Source organism: Bacillus sp. GMa5/1, assembly GCF_050172015.1.
Classification (GTDB): Bacteria; Bacillota; Bacilli; order Bacillales; family Bacillaceae_G; genus Bacillus_A; species Bacillus_A cereus.
Genome location: NZ_JBNLYC010000089.1, coordinates 1 through 18,502, shown reverse-complemented (window position 1 = coordinate 18,502; position 18,502 = coordinate 1). Strand labels below are relative to the sequence as shown.

The following is an 18,502-nucleotide window of genomic DNA, read 5'->3' as shown; positions in this document are numbered from 1 at the left end:
CTCTTTTAAAGAAAAATTAAAAGAAGAGGGGGACAATCCCCTCTTTTTTGTTTACAATATAGAAATGCTATATATGAATAGAGGTAGGGATGTTATGAGCAAGTTTACAGTAGCTTCTAATGGTGCATTAGAAACAACATTAAGAGGAGCAGAAGTATTATCAACACCACTTTTAAATAAAGGGGTAGCTTTCACACAAAATGAAAGAAAAGAGTTAGGTTTAAAAGGGTTATTACCGCCAGCGGTTTTAACGTTAGAAGAACAGGCACGCCGAGCATACGAACAATTTAGTTCTCAGCCGGATGATTTATTAAAGAATGTATACTTAACTGCGTTACATGATCGAAATGAAGTATTATTTTATCGTATATTAACAGATCATTTACGTGAAATGTTACCGATTGTATATACACCAACTGTCGGTGTAGCAATTCAAAGATATAGTCATGAATATCGTAAACCACGTGGTGTTTATTTATCAATTAACGATCCATCAGGTATCGAAGAAGCATTCACGAATATCGGTGCAACAGCTGAGAACATTGATTTAGTCGTTGTAACAGATGGAGAAGGCATATTAGGAATTGGTGACTGGGGCGTTGGTGGTATTAACATCGCAATCGGAAAATTAGCTGTTTACACTGCTGCAGTTGGAATCGATCCTAGTCGTGTATTACCGGTAATTTTAGATGTAGGTACAAACCGTGAGGAGCTATTAAACAATCCATTTTATATTGGAAATCGTCACCCTCGTATAACAGGTAAAGCTTACGATGAATTTATTGATACGTTTGTACAAGCGGTAAACAAACAATTCCCGAAAGCACTTTTACATTGGGAAGACTTTAGCTCTCGTAACGCACGAAAAATTTTAGATAAATATCGTCATGATGTTTGTACGTTTAATGATGATATTCAAGGTACAGGTGCAGTTTCACTTGCGGCAGTATTATCGGCAGTGAAAGCTTCTGGTGTACCGCTAAGTGAACACCGCGTTGTTGTATTTGGTGCTGGTACGGCTGGAATCGGTATCGCAGATCAAGTTAGAGATGCGATGGTCCGCGTAGGCGTATCTGAAGAAGAATCATATAAGCGTTTCTGGTGTATTGATCGTAACGGGTTAGTTACAGATAATATGGAAGATCTTCTTGATTTCCAAATTCCGTACGCAAGAAAAGAAGTAGAAGTAAGTGGGTGGAAGCAAAATGATGTGATCGGACTTGCTGAAGTTGTGAAACATGTAAAACCGACAATTTTAATTGGTACATCTACTGTTGCAGGTGCATTTAAAGAAGAGATTATTAAAGAAATGGCTTCTCACGTAGAAAGACCAATTATTTTACCAATGTCGAATCCGACGCCACTTGCTGAAGCAAAACCAGCAGATTTAATCGAGTGGACAGAAGGAAGAGCGTTAGTTGCAACAGGAAGTCCATTTGAACCAGTTACATATAACGGTGTAACGTATGTGATTGGACAATCAAATAATGCACTGATTTTCCCAGGTCTTGGTCTTGGAACAATTGTAGTACGAGCAAGCGTCATGACGGATGGAATGTTCGCAGCAGCAGCTGAAGCAGTTGCAAGTATGGTAGATACAAGTCAGCCAGGAGCACCTATTTTACCAGAGGTCGAAGAATTACGTAATATCTCAGAAATGGTTGCAATTGAAGTAGCTAAAGTTGCAGTTGCAGAAGGTGTTGCAAGAGTGAACTTAAGTGATAACGATATCAAGATGGCAGTGAAAGAAGCAATGTGGAAGCCAGAGTATCGCCAAATAAAAGCGGTAGAAAAGGTTAGAATATAGAAAAAAAGCCCGTTTATAACAATAAGCGGGCTTTCGCTTTTACTACTGAAAAAAAGTATAGGAAGTGTCACCTTTGAATTGGAATCAATTATGGAAGAAAGATATGTCCCTTTTAATTATATTAATGGTCGTTGTTCCGATTGCTGGGGAGCTGAACTTTCATCCCTTTAATGATACGTTTCGAGTTAGCTTCGGTACACCGCTATTCTTCTTTTTATTATTATTTTTAAGAAGAGTACCAGCAGGAGTTGCAGGTATTCTTGTTGGTATATCTGTAGTCTTATTCCGAGTATGTCTTGACTGGATCATGCAAGGTTCATTTCATATGACAGAATCATTTTATTTGCGTTATCCTGTGTTCTTCTATTATTTTATTTATGGCAGTTTTTTTTCGCTTTGCAGGGTAAATAAGTTCCATCAGAAACCAATCATTATTGGATGCCTTGGAATTTCAATTGAAATTGTTGCAAGTATGTCAGAACTTGCGTTTTATCACATGTTAGTACTAGGTACAATAATAACGATTTCTGAAGTAAATAAACTCATCATTATTGCTATTTTTCGTAGTTTCTTTGCACTTGGTTTTTTAAATATGATGAATTTATATGAAACGAAATTAAAAGAATCGCAAGTTCGAAAAGAAAATGAAAATATGTTAATGCATCTTTCTAATTTATATGTGGAATCTGTTCATTTGAAAAAGACGTTACAAAATGCGGAGTTAATTACACAAGAAGCATATCAACTATATCGAAATTTACAAGTAAGCGCTGATTCAAGTAGTAAAACAGCATTGAAAATAGCGGGGGAAGTGCATGAAATAAAAAAGGATAATCAAAGGATATTTGCAGGATTATCTAAACTGTTATTAGATAAAAATGTGGCTGAATATGTAGAAGGACATGAGTTAGCAGAAATGATTGTTAGAATAAACGAGAAGTATGCTGAAATGCTAGAAAAGGATATACGTTTTTCTAAACATATAGAAGGTGAGCATGCTGCATATCACGTGTATACAGTTCTATCAATTTTTAATAACCTCGCTGCAAATGCAGTTGAAGCAATTGAAGATAAAGGTGTCGTTATTATTAAGCTATATAAAAGAGATCAACATATATTTTTTGAAGTAATTGACGATGGACCTGGTATTGCACAAAAGTATAAGAAATTAGTATTTAAGCCAGGGTTTACTTCCAAGTATGATCAAACGGGAACACCGTCAACTGGTATTGGGCTTTCTTACATAAATGAAATGGTAACAGAGCTAGGCGGAGAAGTGAGATTAGAAGGCCGAGAAAATAAAAGAGGATGTAAGTTTATCGTTTGTTTACCGGAGGGTAGTTTAAAGCGGGAAGGGGAATAGATTTGTTTTATTATATCGTAGACGATGATGAAGTTTTCCGTTCGATGCTTTCGCAAATTATTGAAGATGGAGATCTTGGAGAAGTAATTGGTGAGGCGGATGACGGAGCTTTTATTGAGGCGGATCAACTAAATTTTAAAAAAGTAGATATTTTATTTATTGATTTGTTGATGCCGATGAGGGACGGAATTGAAACAGTTCGTCACATTGCGTCAACTTTCACGGGGAAAATCATTATGATTTCTCAAGTGGAATCGAAGCAGCTTATAGGTGAGGCATATACACTTGGTGTAGAATATTATATTACAAAACCATTAAATAAAATCGAAGTTGTATCTGTTGTACGCAAAGTGATGGAGCGTATTAGATTGGAGCGTTCTATACACGATATTCAAAAATCATTGAATAACGTGTTTCAGTGGGAAAAACCGCAATTGCGTACTGAACCAGTGCAAGAAGGAAAAAAGATAGGGGATTTAGGGCGCTTTTTACTATCAGAACTCGGTATTGCGGGAGAGAATGGAAGTAAAGATTTACTTAGTATGCTGGAATATTTATATGGTCAAGAAAAGGCACAGACATTTGAGTTTGGCTTTCCTGCGTTAAAAGAAATTTTCCATCATATTACGATAAGAAAATTAGGGGATTTAGCTTTAGAGGCGGATATTGATAAAGAGAAAAAAGCGTCTGAACAAAGAGTACGTCGAGCTATTTATCAGTCGTTAAATCATTTGGCTTCTTTAGGATTAACAGACTTTTCAAATCCAAAATTTGAAAGCTATGCTCCAAAATTTTTCGATTTTACCGTAGTTAGAAAACGGATGACAGAAATGACGAAAGATGAACTCGCATCTTCTGGTCATACGCGAATTAATACGAAAAAGTTTATTCAAGTGTTGTATTTTGAGGCGAAGAGGTTGATGGAGATAGAGTGAAGAAGATGCTTATAAATAAGCATCTTCTTTTGTTAAATCAACATTTTATATTTTCTCGTGGAGCATGTAAAATGTTAAGTAAGAGAAAATGGTTTTATATTAAGGAAGTGTCAAAGCAATGAGTTTCACATTGAATAAATCGATTATTAAAGAAGTGTGCGGAGAGACCTCATATAAAAGAGGTGAAGCCTATTATAAATCAAATAAAGTGATAATAGATCAGTACGATGAAAATAAAGAAATTTGTGAGGCGACAGTAAAAGGGAACGAGGATTTCCATGTTACAGTAGCAAAAGCCAAAAAGGGTGATGTTGTTGCAAAATGTAGTTGTCCTTCATTAGCGTCTTTTCAAACGTACTGTCAACATGTTGCAGCAGTATTAATACAAATAAACTATAATCAACAAACAGGTAGAATGAGCTCCACTAGTAGCAGAAATGATCAATTGACAAGTGGTATGTTTCAGCTGTTTGCAGACAAACCACTGAGGCCAAAAAGTAAACAACACCGTTTTGATACACGTGAAATATTAGATATTGAGTTTATATGTACACCAGTAGCTACGAGAAGTGGTGGGGCTCTTCTTGGAATTCAATTGAAACTTGCCAAAGTGTATTTCATAAATCATATTAGAGAATTTCTTTCTAAGGTGGAGAAAAGGGAATCTTTTCATTGTTCAAATGAATTTACATATACACCAGATGTACATAGTTTTAAACAAGAAACGGATGCGATTATTCAGCAGCTCATTAAAATGTATCATAACGAAAAAATGTATGAAGATACGCTAGAAGTACATGCGAAACAAGATGAAAGTATGATATTTATACCACCAGCTTCATGGAAAGATATGCTCTCTTCACTTTCTAAAGTTGAATATGTACAGCTGAAACAAAATGAACAACTGTTTCAGGGATTACAAGTTTCAAAAGGGTTGTTGCCGTTACACTTTGAATTTACGAAGGGAAATAATGGCGGATTTACACTTCATATAGATGGTTTAAATCGTGTACAAGTTATGGATATGTATAACAATGCACTTTACGATGGGAAATTATATCACTTACACATTGAAGATTGTATGCGACTTATTGAATTACAAAAGATGATGAGTCGCTCAAATAGTAATCAGTTTTATATTCCAGAAAGTAAGATGGAACATTTCGTCGCGAAAGTTGTACCAGGATTAATGAAGCTCGGAACTGTACACATTGATGAAGTAATATCGGATCGTGTTGAAACACCTTCGCTAAAAGCGAAATTGTATTTAGACCGCGTGAAAAATCGCTTATTAGCAGGTCTTGAATTTCACTATGGGAACGTCATGATTAATCCGCTAGAAGAGGATGGACAGCCGTCTGTTTTTAATCGTGATGAGAAAAAGGAAAAAGAGATTTTAGACATTATGAGTGAAAGTGCTTTTGCAAAAACAGAAGGCGGTTACTTTATGCATAATGAAGAAGCTGAGTATAATTTTTTATATCACGTCGTGCCAACATTAAAAGGTTTAGTTGATATTTATGCGACTACAGCAATCAAATTGCGAATTAGTAAAGGGGATGCAGTTCCTCTTATTAGAGTGAGAAGAAAAGAAAGAATTGATTGGTTGTCATTTCGTTTTGATATAAAAGGAATACCAGAAGCAGAAATTAAAGGTGTATTAGCGGCCCTTGAAGAGAAACGTAAATATTATCGATTGGCGAATGGTTCGTTTTTATCGCTAGAGAGTAAAGAGTTTAATGAAATTAATCAGTTTATAAAAGAATCAGGTATTCGGAAAGAATTTTTACATGGAGAAGAGGTAAATGTTCCACTTATTCGGAGTGTAAAATGGATGAACGGACTTCATGAAGGCAATGTTTTAAGTTTAGATGATTCTGTTCAAGAGTTAGTAGAAAACATTCAAAACCCGAAAAAATTAAATTTTGCTGTGCCAAATACTTTAAATGCAGAAATGAGAAAGTATCAAGTATATGGGTTCGAATGGATGAAAACACTTGCTCATTACCGTTTTGGGGGTATTTTAGCAGATGATATGGGACTTGGAAAAACGTTGCAAAGCATTGCTTTTATAGATTCTGTTTTGCCTGAGATTCGAGAAAAGAAACTACCTATATTAGTCGTTTCACCATCATCTCTTGTTTATAATTGGTTTAGTGAATTGAAAAAATTCGCCCCGCATATTAGAGCAGTTATTGCAGATGGAAACCAAGCAGAGCGCCGGAAAATTTTGAAAGATATAACGGAATTTGATGTCGTAATTACGTCATATCCATTACTGAGAAGAGATATAAGATTGTATGCAAGACCATTTCATACACTATTCCTTGATGAAGCGCAGGCGTTTAAAAACCCTACAACGCAAACGGCAAGAGCTGTGAAAACAATTCAAGCTGAATACCGTTTTGGGCTAACGGGTACACCTGTAGAAAATTCATTAGAAGAGCTATGGTCTATCTTCCATGTCGTCTTCCCAGAATTATTACCAGGAAGAAAAGAGTTCGGTGATTTAAGGCGTGAAGATATAGCGAAGCGAGTGAAACCATTCGTATTAAGACGATTAAAAGGGGACGTATTAAATGAGTTGCCAGAGAAAATAGAGCACTTACAATCATCGGAGTTATTACCCGATCAAAAGAGTCTCTATGCTGCTTATTTAGCGAAGCTAAGGGAAGAAACGTTAAAGCATTTAGACAAAGATACGTTACGTAAAAATAAAATTAGAATTTTAGCTGGTTTAACGAGATTGCGACAAATTTGTTGTCATCCTGCTTTATTTGTTGATGATTACAAAGGAAGTTCAGCTAAATTTGAACAACTGTTAGAGATTTTAGAGGAATGTAGAAGTACAGGAAAGAGAATATTAATTTTTTCTCAATTTACGAAGATGCTTTCCATTATTGGTCGTGAGTTAAATCACCAAGCAATTCCATACTTTTATTTAGACGGGAGTACACCAGCGCAGGAACGTGTAGAGCTGTGCGATCGGTTTAACGAAGGAGAAGGGGATCTATTTCTCATTTCTTTAAAAGCTGGTGGTACCGGACTTAATTTAACTGGTGCAGATACAGTAATATTATACGATTTATGGTGGAATCCAGCTGTTGAACAACAAGCGGCCGATAGAGCGTATCGAATGGGGCAAAAAAATACAGTGCAAGTTATAAAGCTAGTAGCCCACGGAACAATTGAGGAGAAAATGCATGAACTGCAAGAAAGTAAGAAAAATTTAATTGCTGAAGTGATTGAGCCGGGAGAAGAAAAATTAGCATCCATCACGGAGGAAGAAATACGAGATATTTTAATGATTTAATATGAAAAAGCTATGCTTTCACATGTGAAAGCATAGCTTTTTGTTGTAATAATTATATTTTGTTTTGTGCAAAGTAAAGAAATCAAATGTTATTTAAATTACTTCTTTGTACCTTTACTTTTGTATGGCTTTGCAGCTGCCTTTTTCTTTGCACTTGATTGCCAACGGTTCCATCCTTTACTTCCTGTACCTTGTCCTACACCTTTTTTCGGTTTTGCCTTCGTTTTACTCATATGATCACTCCGTTATTTAAAAATCTTATTTGATAATAGTCAATGATTTAGAAAATACTCTTTATAAATGACTATGATTGCTTTAAGTAAAAATAAACTGCTTGAATGCTATAGTATATCATGAAATTGCAAGTAAACTGAAAGGAATTATAAAGAAAATGAAAATAATAAGAAATACTGCGGATTCTATATTCCGAACGATCACATTAATTATTGTTTATACGTTAGTTTCGGTCAGTGAAACATTTTTTGGATTGACGAGGCAGAAAAAGTAAAGATGTTAAATTAACAACAATCAATAAAGCCGTAAAATAAAGAATTGAAAAATATTTTAAAACTTTTTGTTGACTTTCTTTATTTTTTGTATAGAATAATCATTAATAAAATGTTTCAGAGATGTGACAACAAAACGACTATGAAAGGACGAGTAGTAGTAGGACGTAGTTTAAGCGAGTCAGGGGTGGTGTGAGCCTGATACGAAGCCTATTATGAAGAACCTCCTGGAGTTGCTAACCGAAATCCTTTATAGGAAAGTAGACTTAGCCGGGAACTTCGCCGTTACAAGAAGAACAGTATCGAGATATTTCATCTCCGTATTGTATAAGTGAGCAACCTCTGTTGCTAATTTGGGTGGTACCGCGGAACCAAAGCCTTTCGTCCCAGTTTTTTGGGAAAGAAGGGCTTTTTTTGTTGGCTTCTTTTCACAACATCCAAACATTTTAGGAGGAAACCACCATGTATCAATCATTAATGACAGTAAGAGAGACTCAAATTGCAATTAAGGAAGTTAAAACATTTTTCGAGGACCAATTAGCAAAACGCCTTGAACTATTCCGCGTATCTGCACCATTATTCGTAACGAAAAAATCAGGATTAAACGATCACCTAAACGGTGTAGAACGTCCAATTGAATTTGATATGTTACATTCAGGAGAAGAATTAGAAATTGTTCATTCACTAGCGAAATGGAAACGATTTGCATTACATGAATATGGATATGAAGCTGGTGAAGGTTTATATACAAACATGAACGCGATTCGTCGTGATGAAGAACTAGATGCAACGCATTCCATTTACGTTGACCAATGGGATTGGGAAAAAATCGTTCAAAAAGAATGGCGTACTGTCGATTACTTACAAAAAACAGTACAAACAATTTATGGAATATTCAAAGATTTAGAGGATCACTTATTTGAAAAATATCCGTTCCTTGGAAAGTATTTACCGGAAGAAATTGTTTTCGTTACTTCTCAAGAATTAGAAGATAAATATCCAGAATTAACACCGAAAGATCGTGAACATGCAATTGCGAAAGAACACGGTGCAGTCTTCATTATCGGAATTGGTGATGCACTTCGTTCAGGTGAAAAGCACGACGGACGCGCAGCTGATTATGACGATTGGAAATTAAACGGTGACATTTTATTCTGGCACCCAGTACTACAATCTTCATTTGAATTATCATCAATGGGAATTCGTGTTGATAGTAAATCACTTGATGAGCAGTTAACGAAAACTGGTGAAGACTTCAAACGTGAGTATGATTTCCATAAAGGTATACTAGAAGACGTACTACCATTAACAATCGGCGGTGGTATTGGACAATCAAGAATGTGCATGTACTTCTTACGTAAAGCTCATATCGGTGAAGTTCAATCTTCTGTATGGCCTGACGATTTACGTGCAGCTTGTAAAAAAGAAAACATTCATCTGTTTTAATAGAAGTGAGGGAGGGTAGCTCAAAGAGTTATCCTCTCTTTTTATTGTGTAAACGAATGGTTTACAGTGAATTTTACTAATGGTTTCTTTCTTTTACATCTCTTTTTATGTAATAATTTGTTAAAGGAGGGGACGTTATGAATTTAGGAGAACAGTTAAAAAACTACGAGAGTCAAAGGGGTTTTCACAAGAGGATGTTGCTAAAAAGATTGGTGTAACGAGGCAAGCGGTATATAAATGGGAAAATGATAAAAGTTATCCTGATATTGATAATTTAATTTTACTGAGCGAAATGTATAATGTTACGCTAGATGAGTTGATAAAAGGGAATCAAGATTTCAAAAAGAAAATACATAGTGATGCAGAAGATGAGGATTTTGAGAAAGGAAATGAATTTGGTTTTTATATTGGATGTGGTTTGCTAATTTTAAGTGCTTTCGTTGATTATGAAGGAATGCAAGAAATCTTATTAGGAATAGCACTATTCATGATAGTTTTTTACTCTGACGTGAAGAAAGTTATTTTGAATGAGTTCAGATCGTTTTTTAAAAGAAAAGATATATATGATAAGAGGTGAGAAGAATCAGTTATATTTCCTAGGAAAGAGTATAAGAAGTAATTGAATTGTTTTATAATGATTTTAGGATGTTGATAGTGTGTTAAAAAGTTCAAACAAGCATAACCCCGTTCTAAAACTAGGACGGGGTTCAAAATCTAAGTTTTATGAAGCGAGAATTTCTTTCAAATATTTTTACTTTAGTAAAGACTTCTTATAAAATATTACTTATTTATTACCGAGTTCTTCCGCTAAACCGATTAAAATTCCTTCGACTCCACGAATGTAGCAGAGACGATACGAGTTCTCGTACTGAACTACTTCACCAACGAGCTCTGCACCATGCTTAGTGAGTCTCGATACCATTTCGTCAATGTCTTCAACGGTGAACATGACGCGTAGATAACCGAGGGCGTTTACAGGAGCATTTCGGTGATCTGATATAGTAGGTGGGGTGAGAAATCGCGAAAGTTCAATTCGGCTGTGGCCATCTGGAGTGGCCATCATAGCGATCTCTACGCACTGAGAACCGAGTCCAGTTACGCGACCAGCCCATTCACCTTCGACATTGGCTCGACCTTCGAGATTCAAGCCAATCTCCTCAAAGAAAGAGATTGCGTTATCAAGGGATTCTACAACGATGCTGACATTGTCCATTCGTAGTAATTTGTTTTTTGCCATAGTCTTATCTCCTTATGTATAAAAGTCTATTATTTAATTATCCTCATAATTATACTACTAAGTAGTTACAAATTCCTTTCAGTTAAAAACACCTTGTCACAGTATAGGAAAATGTGACAAGGTGTTTTTTAATATGTCATATAGCATCGTGTTAACGAACAGCTTTTTATTTAATAGGAAGGTAATACATTAATCTGATTTTTTTAGTATTACTAAATATATCAGATTAGCTCATTTGCACGAAAGGCTCAATTTTCGCCATAAATGATTGATGCAGCGCCTCAACGCCTGTTACTAAATGAAGGCGATCAATAACGACAGACACTTTAATTTCTGATGTACTTACCATTTTAATATGAATATCTTCTTCTTTTAAAGTAGTGAACATATTTGCAGCGACACCTGGGTTAGATACCATGCCAGATCCTACGATTGATACTTTTGCTAAGTGATTTTCATGTTCTACAGATTCATAGTGAAGAGTTTCTTGATTTTGTTCCAAAACTTCTAAAGTTTCTCTTAAATCATTCGAATGAATGGAGAAGGAGAGGTGTACAGTTCCTTCATTTGTAATACTTTGAATGATGATATCTACATTAATGTGTGCTGCTGCTAATGTAGAGAAAACTGTTGAAAGCGAGCCTTGTTCTAATCCTTTAATTGTGACACGTGTAATGTTATCCTCAAATGCAATACCTTTAACGATTGATTGTTGTTCCATGTTACATTCTCCTTTTACAATTGTTCCGTTTTCTTGTTCCATACTTGAGCGAACTTCTAAAACTACATTATGATTTTTAGCAAACTCAACAGCGCGCGGGTGTAATACGCCGGCACCGAGATTAGCAAGCTCTAACATTTCGTCATAAGAAATTTCGTCTAATTTGTAAGCATCTTTTACAACTCGTGGGTCCGTCGTATATACACCTGTCACATCCGTATAAATATCACATTTTTTTGCTTTAAGTGCAGCGGCTAGTGCGACAGCAGTTGTATCAGAGCCACCACGGCCAAGCGTTGTAATTTCATTTTCTACACTTATACCTTGGAAACCAGCTACGATAACAATCGTACCTTCAGCAAGATAAGATTGAATACGATCTGTATGAATGTCAGTAATCCGTGCACTACTATGTACAGATTCTGTCGTAATACCTGCTTGCCACCCTGTTAATGAAATTGCATGATAGCCTTTTGCTTGCAGTGCCATTGTTAATAATGAAATAGTTACTTGTTCTCCTGTAGATAGAAGCATATCCATTTCACGTTTACTTGGATTTTCTGTGATAGCGTTAGCGAGTGCGACAAGTTCATCTGTGCTTTTTCCCATTGCTGAAACGACAGAGACAATGCTATGACCTCGTTCATATTCTTCAATAATTAAATTTGCTACATGTTGAATGCGTTCGACGCTTCCGACAGAAGTGCCACCAAATTTTTGAACAATTGTTTCCATTACAAATTCCTTCTTTCGTCTATTTTTAAGAATAGATTAGGAAATATATAAATCCCAATACTCCTGTAGTTACCAGAAAGACAAACAAAAAACACCATCTCAAATAAGTGAGGATGGTGCTGTTACAGGAAAAGGGAAACAGAAAACGGAGCTAATAAAAAAACCGCCAAAAAAGGAATATCATAAAAAAATGATATCTCTTTTTTGTAGATAGCTCTTCATACGTACACGTCTGTACATATGACAGTTCTGTTTCTATTCGAAAACAGCCCCAATTGATAAATGCAGAGAAATTTATCAATTTCGGCAATACTTCCTTTCATCTAAGTTCATAGACATCTCTGTGTCTCCATTAGAATACTCATAAGTATCGCAACCTCTATCTCACGTTTTAGGCGAGAGTGTTTGATTTATGAAGTTGTTGGTAACATTTGTTTTATAATAATTTAAATTTTTCGTGGAATCAAGTGTTTTATATATATTTTAAAAATTCTTTCTTTTTTTGAGGAAGTTTGTGAAAAATGTAGCAAAATAAATTCATTGCATGTACATTAAACTTATAGTGCATAGGAGGTGGGGAGAATGAAAAGGAAACAGCCTATTTATGTTGCGACAAAAATGAACACGACGATGGAAAAATTATGGGAATATACGCAAGAACCAGATATACATACAGAGTGGGATGCTCGCTTTACTGAAATTTCGTATTTAGAGAAAAAAGAAGGAGAACCACAGAAGTTTTTATATAAAACAAAGATTGGATTTGGGCTTGAAATAGCTGGAGAAGGGGAATCAATAGGTGAAATAAGAAAAGAAACTGGTGAAAGAATTTCTTCTTTAAAATTTTGGACGGATAATACATTATCTCTTATTCAAATAGGACGTGGTTATTGGAAGTATACGCCCAATAAAGAATACATCCATTTTGAGACACAATATGATTATGATATAAGATTTGGTCGTATAGGAAATGTAATAGATTCCTATACTTTTCGTCCGTTATTAGGTTGGGCGACTGCTTGGAGTTTTGATGCCTTAAAATTATGGTTAGAAAAGGGGCTTCATCCTAGGTTACTAATTAGAAGAACAATGACGTATTGGCTCGTATGTTTTTTATTTGCTTTTGTATGGATATATCAAGGGATAGTGCCAAAACTACTTTTTACTCATTTAGAAGAAGTAAAGATGCTTTCTGTATTAATCGGTTCAAATGAAAGTAGTGTATATATACTTAAAATAATTGGGGGGGTAGAAATAATTTTCGGTGTCGTATGGCTGTTGCCAATAACAAAAAGAAAATTATTTATACTGCATATTATTGTATTACTAGTTTTAACATTAGCGGCAGGATTTACGAATATTACAAGCTTTACAGGGCCGTTTAATCCGATTACATTAAATGTTCTTCTAATGGGGTTATCAATTGTCGGTTATATAAATAGTTTCGATTTACCAAGAGCTAAAAATTGCAATAGGGCGAGAAAGGGATAAGTGTATGGCTAATATATATGAACGATTATTAGGGGATACCTATAAAAATCTTCATCCTGAATTGCAGAAGCGTTATGCGATTACAGAAGAGAATAGTTTTACAGGTGAAGGAAAGATGGATGAAATTTACGGTGGCTCTTTTTTCGTGAAATTTATATTAAAAATTGCATCGAAGTTTCGAATGTTTTTCTCGGAACGAGGAGAGGAAATTCCATTTACGATACAAAACATAGCTGAGCGAGATGAATATGGACAAGAATTAGTAAGGTGGAACCGTACTTTTTATTTTCATAATAAGAAAAGATATTTTAACGCAGTTATGCAATTGGATGAAAAAGAAAAAGAAATTGTAGATTATTTTGGTGAACCACATTTACTCGTCTCTACACTGCATTTTCATATCGATGAGTTAGGGGCAATGCATATTTCTTCAAAGAAACAATGGTTTTATATGTTTGGAAGAAAAATGCCGTTACCAAAATTTTTGTATGGTGAAGCAAAAATTGTTGAAAGTTATGATGATGAACTACAATGTTTTCGAATTCATGTACAAGTACGAAACCCGTTAATTGGATCGCTTTTTTCATATAAGGGAACATTTGTGGAAAGGAAATAAACGATATGAAAAATATAATATTTGGGCTTGCTTGTTATGTTATTTTTCTAATATGTGAGTGGTCGAATGTAAATCCTGTTGAAGCAATTATATTATTATCTGTTTTATTATTTATACCAATGTCACTTTGTATTATTGATAAAAGAAAAAGAGATGGATTGTATTTATTATTTTATAAATTCGTATCGTTTTTATATCCAATCGCAGCAATTTGTGCAATGTTAGCTTTCGTCACAAATCACTATTTATTTGCGCTAGTTTGGTTTGTATATACAGGAATTGTTGCGTTATTTGGTGTAAGTAGATTGCTAGAAAGAGGATGGAAGCCGTTAGAAGAGATCGCCATAGATAGTGCGTTTATTTATTTGTTTTTAGGTGGTTTTTGGTTTTCTGCTTCAGTAGCAAAACTTTCAATTATGCATTTTAGCTCTGACATTGTTTTACTCACAGCTGCACATTTTCATTATTCGGCGTTTCTATTGCCATTATCAGCTGGTTTAATAGGGAGAAAAAGAGAAAAGAGAAGTAAAGTGTATGATGCTATTATGTTTATCATCATGATTTCACCTATGACAGTTGCAATAGGAATTACATACTCAAGAATATTTGAATTTTTTGCAGTGTTCCTATATTTATGTGCAATTTATGGGTATGGATTTTACGTTTGGAGAGCAAAATTTAATGCTATCAGTGCAAAGATTCTTCTAATCGTTTCGTCTAGTACACTCATGGTTACAATTATGTTCTCACTTATATATTCATACGGGAATTTGAAGCATGTCTTGACGATTACAATTGCTCAAATGGTTTGGATTCATGGTGTTGTCAACGGAATTGGAGTAGCGTTACCGGCATTTATCGGCTGGGTGATTGAAAAGAGTGTTCCGAATTATAAATACTATGGGAAACCAATGAGTAAGTTAAGAGGAAATGTGGCAATTGGTGAGGCTTATTTATATAGCAGCAATTTAGTAGACAGTAAGGAATACAACGGTTTAGTTGATAAAGTAAATGACTTTCATAGTGAGGCATTTGATGTGACGAAGGTTCCTTTAAGTATTATTCATTTTTATGAAAATACAGTAGAGTATGAATTGCAATCGAATATTAAATGGGCTCGTTGGTTCCGTCCGTTCGCACTTTGCTATGAGAAAATGAGTAAGCGTGTAGAACAAATACATTTAGGAATGGGCGGCAATTGGGAAACGATGCATGGCTCTATCATTAGTGTCATAGATGAGAAAGATGGAAGAGAGAATGTAAGGGCTTGGCTAAGAAAAAATGAAGCAGGTAAATCTATTTTTGTAGCTCTTTATTCAAAGCATACAAATAAGAATGAGACATATATGAATATCGCCTTACCTTTACCTTATTCGAATATGACTGGTATTTTGAAACTATATAATGATAGTCATGATTTAATTATTACTAGTAAGTTAAGAGAAAATGGTCAGGGAGATGAGGGGATTTATTTACATACTCGGTTCTTGACAATCCGTTTACCGTTAGCAGAGACTTTTATTATAAAAGAGCGCACGGATCACATACTAGAAGCTAATCATAGAATGTGGATATTTGGAGTTGAGTTTTTAGAAATTGATTATAGGATTAAGAAAGTAGAGGAGAAGTAAGAAAAGCTTGGGAAAATTCCAAGCTTTTTTACGTATGTGTAATTGTTATAGCAACTTGTTTATCTAGCTCATTATCCCAAGCACGTTGAATTTCAAAAGTGCCTTTTTCAAAAAATAATGGGAATCTTTCTTTAAACCAATCTTGCATAGGAAGCTTTAGTGCTGTATCGATTGGTATCCATAATAATTTGCCCTCAGGTGGGTTTAAAAGAAGTTCACCTTCAAATGAGTCTGTCCAGTAGTTAAATACCATGTACCGAACATTCCCTTTCGGATTTACATATTCATCTAATCCCTTAAAATTAAAATCCGAAACAAGTAATCCGGTTTCTTCTTTTACTTCCCTTATAGCGGCTTGAACGATACTTTCGGGAAAATCTACTTTGCCGCCAGGAGCTATGTAGCCAGGGAAACCTCGATGATTGGGTCGTTTTACGAGTAAAACTTCATTGTTGCGCTGGATCATACACATTGTATAGATTTGGTGTTCGATGTTATGTGAATTTGGAGGCATAATGATGCATTCTCCTTTATATTTTTTTGATAATTTTACCATAACATAATGGTTTCTTATATAATTGGAAATATAATATTATGAATTTTCAGTCGTATATTATGTATTCTATAGTCATTTGAAAAGAGGAGAGAGACATGCAAGGGGAAATACAAAAGGAGAAAAGTTTAAGTTATATTGGAAAATTATTATTACCAGTTAAAGTATCAACGCACTTTAAGTTTTTATGGATTGGACAATTACTCTCGGCCTTAGGTAGTTCGATAACTATGGTCATACTTCCAGTTGTTGTGTATTCATTAACTGGCTCAACAGTTGTAATGGGGATGACGATGGCAATGTACATGCTACCTAATATTCTTGCTTTACCGTTTGCAGGTTTAGTTGTAGACCGAATTGATCGGGTTAAATTAATGTTATTTACGGATATAATCCGCTGTATATTAATGCTATTACTTGCATCGCTTATATTTATGGATTTATTAACAATTACGATTTTATATATTCTCGTTGCCATATACGGACTTATGGAAGGGATATTCCAACCAGCATATTCTGCTGTAAGGGCGAAAGTATTCGTTCCTGAAATTCGTAATGCAGCTAACGCACTCACTCAAATGAGTAATCAAGGTATACGATTGATTGGGCCAGCACTTGGTGGGTTAATCGTATCGGTTGCATCTGCAGGGATAGGTTTCGGACTAGATGCAGCAACGTACTTATTATCATTTTTATGTTTATTATTTTTAAAAGAAATTAAGTTTAAAAAAGTAAAACCCATTGAAAAGAGTAAGCTTACTTACAAACAAGAGTTTATGGAAGGTGTTTTAGTTTTAAAAAGTCATCCGTGGCTGTGGATTACAATTTTAGTTTTTTCTTTTATAAATATTTGTTATGCCGGCATTATCGTCGTATTAATTCCATGGTTATTTAATGTTCATCATCATTTTGAAGCTTACGTGTATGGGCTTGGCATGGCCTTTTCTGGTGGTGGGGCTATAATTGCCGCAGTAATATTTGGTGGGAAAGAGCGGTGGCATAAGAGAGGATTACTGGCTTATGGAGGTGTTTTAATGAGTGGCATTGCTTTATTAATTATGCCATTCATTTCTTGGGCACCCGCTTTAATATTCTTAATGGCAATTGAAGGATTTGGCATGATGATATTTGGACTCATTTGGGAAACGAGTTTACAGGAGCTTGTACCAGAAGAAGCATTCGGAAGAGTGGCAAGCCTTGATATGTTGGGTTCTTTTGCTTTATTGCCATTAGGGTATGTAGTTGTAGGCTGGTTAGCTACTGTCATAGGTGGCGAAATAACTATTATAACACTAGCTAGTTTAGTAATTTTAACAATTGGAATAGCATTGTCTGTACCGAGTATTCGTCGATTTAATTGATTATATGGGAAAAGAGGGCTAGACCTATATAGAAAATAACTTAGCATATAATCAACTAGTATTAATAAAACACCTTTGTAATGAAAAACTGTCCGTACATATTTGGCACAACAAAATTAGAAATCACAAAAGAAGTGACGGAAGCGATACAAGCAGGTTTCAAAAATGAAGACTAAGCCCTAAAGAAATTAGGACTTAGTCTTCATTAAATACAAATGTTTCTTTCATTTTTTTACCTTCATTTACCGGATGGCCGTTATAAGAGAAATTCTTTTCTTCCCAAGTGATCACAACTTTAAAATTATGACTATTAAAGTCTAATGGGAATACCATGTAGTCAAAGCTTGTATGACTTTTAGAAATATTTTCATTAGGTGTAGTAGGTTTAAAGGTAGCTTTAGAGGTAGGGTTGTTATCAAGTATTTCCACAGATACGTTTGATACATCATGACCGATGTTTTTTACGAGTAAACTATACGTATCAAATACACCTTGCTTTGGCTGGATTGCTTGCTTGTTTGAGTTATGAGATTTATCGATTTCGACATACCATTGTTTAGACTTTGACGCAATCGGTAGTGACTGAAATGTGTAAGCACTAGCTTGTATTGGTGGTGCTAAGCATAAAAGTGTAAAGAGAGTTAATATTTTTCGTTTCATTTTTTGAGTGCTCCCATTCTTTAATGGATTTACTTGTTATTATCTTCTTTTTACGAGTAAATATACCATATAATGTAAAGTTGCTATAAGAGTAGTGAATCAATATCTTATTCAATACTCTTATAGC

At 34.9% G+C, this 18,502-nt stretch carries 14 protein-coding genes, 1 pseudogene, 1 riboswitch and 1 other annotated feature; of the genes and pseudogenes, 10 read left to right on the top strand and 5 right to left on the bottom strand.

Annotated features, from left to right (window positions below; all coding sequences use genetic code 11):
• Positions 1–94 precede the first annotated feature (94 nt).
• The 4 genes from malS to ACQGSG_RS18780 all read left to right on the top strand — a co-directional run bounded on the left by malS (position 95) and on the right by ACQGSG_RS18780 (position 7,418).
• Complete coding sequence (gene malS / locus ACQGSG_RS18795) at positions 95–1,807, top strand: oxaloacetate-decarboxylating malate dehydrogenase (protein ID WP_426947792.1); 1,713 nt, start codon at positions 95–97, stop codon at positions 1,805–1,807.
• A 64-nt stretch (positions 1,808–1,871) separates the two neighbouring features.
• Positions 1,872–3,170, top strand: a complete 1,299-nt coding sequence (locus ACQGSG_RS18790; protein WP_074595886.1) for a sensor histidine kinase — start codon at positions 1,872–1,874, stop codon at positions 3,168–3,170.
• Between the two features lie 2 nt (positions 3,171–3,172).
• Positions 3,173–4,105, top strand: a complete 933-nt coding sequence (locus tag ACQGSG_RS18785; RefSeq protein WP_000500302.1) for a response regulator — start codon at positions 3,173–3,175, stop codon at positions 4,103–4,105.
• A gap of 118 nt (positions 4,106–4,223) precedes the next feature.
• Complete coding sequence (locus ACQGSG_RS18780; RefSeq protein WP_065704402.1) at positions 4,224–7,418, top strand: DEAD/DEAH box helicase; 3,195 nt, start codon at positions 4,224–4,226, stop codon at positions 7,416–7,418.
• Between the two features lie 98 nt (positions 7,419–7,516).
• Here ACQGSG_RS18780 and ACQGSG_RS18775 read toward each other — a convergent pair whose 3' ends face one another.
• The gene (locus ACQGSG_RS18775; protein ID WP_000047588.1) at positions 7,517–7,651 is read right to left on the bottom strand and encodes a DUF3934 domain-containing protein; all 135 of its coding nucleotides are present in this window, start codon (positions 7,649–7,651) and stop codon (positions 7,517–7,519) included.
• A 406-nt stretch (positions 7,652–8,057) separates the two neighbouring features.
• Positions 8,058–8,316 (top strand) — a binding site (T-box leader).
• A gap of 70 nt (positions 8,317–8,386) precedes the next feature.
• Here ACQGSG_RS18775 and asnA point away from each other — a divergent pair.
• Together asnA and ACQGSG_RS18765 are read left to right on the top strand one after the other, a co-directional pair.
• On the top strand, positions 8,387–9,370 hold the full coding sequence (asnA, locus tag ACQGSG_RS18770; RefSeq protein WP_000284914.1) for an aspartate--ammonia ligase: 984 nt from the start codon (positions 8,387–8,389) through the stop codon (positions 9,368–9,370).
• A gap of 137 nt (positions 9,371–9,507) precedes the next feature.
• Positions 9,508–9,947 (top strand): annotated as a pseudogene (locus ACQGSG_RS18765) (helix-turn-helix domain-containing protein).
• A 207-nt stretch (positions 9,948–10,154) separates the two neighbouring features.
• Here the strand turns inward: ACQGSG_RS18765 and ACQGSG_RS18760 are convergent.
• Together ACQGSG_RS18760 and ACQGSG_RS18755 are read right to left on the bottom strand one after the other, a co-directional pair.
• On the bottom strand, positions 10,155–10,607 hold the full coding sequence (locus tag ACQGSG_RS18760; RefSeq protein WP_001107257.1) for a VOC family protein: 453 nt from the start codon (positions 10,605–10,607) through the stop codon (positions 10,155–10,157).
• 226 nt (positions 10,608–10,833) lie between these two features.
• Positions 10,834–12,063, bottom strand: a complete 1,230-nt coding sequence (locus ACQGSG_RS18755; RefSeq protein WP_000448031.1) for an aspartate kinase — start codon at positions 12,061–12,063, stop codon at positions 10,834–10,836.
• 203 nt (positions 12,064–12,266) lie between these two features.
• Positions 12,267–12,453, bottom strand: a riboswitch (Lysine riboswitch).
• A gap of 192 nt (positions 12,454–12,645) precedes the next feature.
• Between ACQGSG_RS18755 and ACQGSG_RS18750 the strand changes: the two genes are divergently transcribed.
• The 3 genes from ACQGSG_RS18750 to ACQGSG_RS18740 are packed head-to-tail and all read left to right on the top strand — an operon-like array spanning position 12,646 to position 15,801.
• Positions 12,646–13,554 (top strand): DoxX-like family protein, encoded by a 909-nt coding sequence (locus tag ACQGSG_RS18750; protein WP_325843042.1) that lies wholly within the window; start codon positions 12,646–12,648, stop codon positions 13,552–13,554.
• Between the two features lie 4 nt (positions 13,555–13,558).
• The gene (locus ACQGSG_RS18745; RefSeq protein WP_325843043.1) at positions 13,559–14,170 is read left to right on the top strand and encodes a DUF4166 domain-containing protein; all 612 of its coding nucleotides are present in this window, start codon (positions 13,559–13,561) and stop codon (positions 14,168–14,170) included.
• A 5-nt stretch (positions 14,171–14,175) separates the two neighbouring features.
• A complete protein-coding gene (locus ACQGSG_RS18740; protein WP_325843044.1) occupies positions 14,176–15,801 on the top strand; it encodes a YndJ family protein in 1,626 nt (541 codons plus the stop codon).
• 28 nt (positions 15,802–15,829) lie between these two features.
• Here ACQGSG_RS18740 and ACQGSG_RS18735 read toward each other — a convergent pair whose 3' ends face one another.
• A complete protein-coding gene (locus tag ACQGSG_RS18735) occupies positions 15,830–16,315 on the bottom strand; it encodes an 8-oxo-dGTP diphosphatase (protein WP_325843045.1) in 486 nt (161 codons plus the stop codon).
• A 137-nt stretch (positions 16,316–16,452) separates the two neighbouring features.
• Between ACQGSG_RS18735 and ACQGSG_RS18730 the strand changes: the two genes are divergently transcribed.
• Positions 16,453–17,715, top strand: coding sequence for an MFS transporter (locus ACQGSG_RS18730; RefSeq protein ID WP_001161173.1), 1,263 nt, complete (start codon positions 16,453–16,455; stop codon positions 17,713–17,715).
• A gap of 195 nt (positions 17,716–17,910) precedes the next feature.
• On the opposite strand, the gene ACQGSG_RS18725 is transcribed toward ACQGSG_RS18730, so the two are convergent.
• Positions 17,911–18,375: a hypothetical protein gene (locus ACQGSG_RS18725; RefSeq protein WP_325843046.1), complete on the bottom strand. Its 465-nt coding sequence runs from the start codon at positions 18,373–18,375 to the stop codon at positions 17,911–17,913.
• Positions 18,376–18,502: the final 127 nt, after the last annotated feature.

What these genes read in the sequence shown, in the direction of transcription:
- malS (WP_426947792.1), top strand. Translation starts at nt 95, where the DNA reads ATGAGCAAGTTTACAGTAGCTTCTAATGGTGCATTAGAAACAACATTA.
- ACQGSG_RS18780 (WP_065704402.1), top strand. Translation starts at nt 4,224, where the DNA reads ATGAGTTTCACATTGAATAAATCGATTATTAAAGAAGTGTGCGGAGAG.
- ACQGSG_RS18775 (WP_000047588.1), bottom strand. Translation starts at nt 7,651, where the DNA reads ATGAGTAAAACGAAGGCAAAACCGAAAAAAGGTGTAGGACAAGGTACA.
- asnA (WP_000284914.1), top strand. Translation starts at nt 8,387, where the DNA reads ATGTATCAATCATTAATGACAGTAAGAGAGACTCAAATTGCAATTAAG.
- ACQGSG_RS18760 (WP_001107257.1), bottom strand. Translation starts at nt 10,607, where the DNA reads ATGGCAAAAAACAAATTACTACGAATGGACAATGTCAGCATCGTTGTA.
- ACQGSG_RS18755 (WP_000448031.1), bottom strand. Translation starts at nt 12,063, where the DNA reads ATGGAAACAATTGTTCAAAAATTTGGTGGCACTTCTGTCGGAAGCGTC.
- ACQGSG_RS18750 (WP_325843042.1), top strand. Translation starts at nt 12,646, where the DNA reads ATGAAAAGGAAACAGCCTATTTATGTTGCGACAAAAATGAACACGACG.
- ACQGSG_RS18745 (WP_325843043.1), top strand. Translation starts at nt 13,559, where the DNA reads ATGGCTAATATATATGAACGATTATTAGGGGATACCTATAAAAATCTT.
- ACQGSG_RS18740 (WP_325843044.1), top strand. Translation starts at nt 14,176, where the DNA reads ATGAAAAATATAATATTTGGGCTTGCTTGTTATGTTATTTTTCTAATA.
- ACQGSG_RS18735 (WP_325843045.1), bottom strand. Translation starts at nt 16,315, where the DNA reads ATGCCTCCAAATTCACATAACATCGAACACCAAATCTATACAATGTGT.
- ACQGSG_RS18730 (WP_001161173.1), top strand. Translation starts at nt 16,453, where the DNA reads ATGCAAGGGGAAATACAAAAGGAGAAAAGTTTAAGTTATATTGGAAAA.
- ACQGSG_RS18725 (WP_325843046.1), bottom strand. Translation starts at nt 18,375, where the DNA reads ATGAAACGAAAAATATTAACTCTCTTTACACTTTTATGCTTAGCACCA.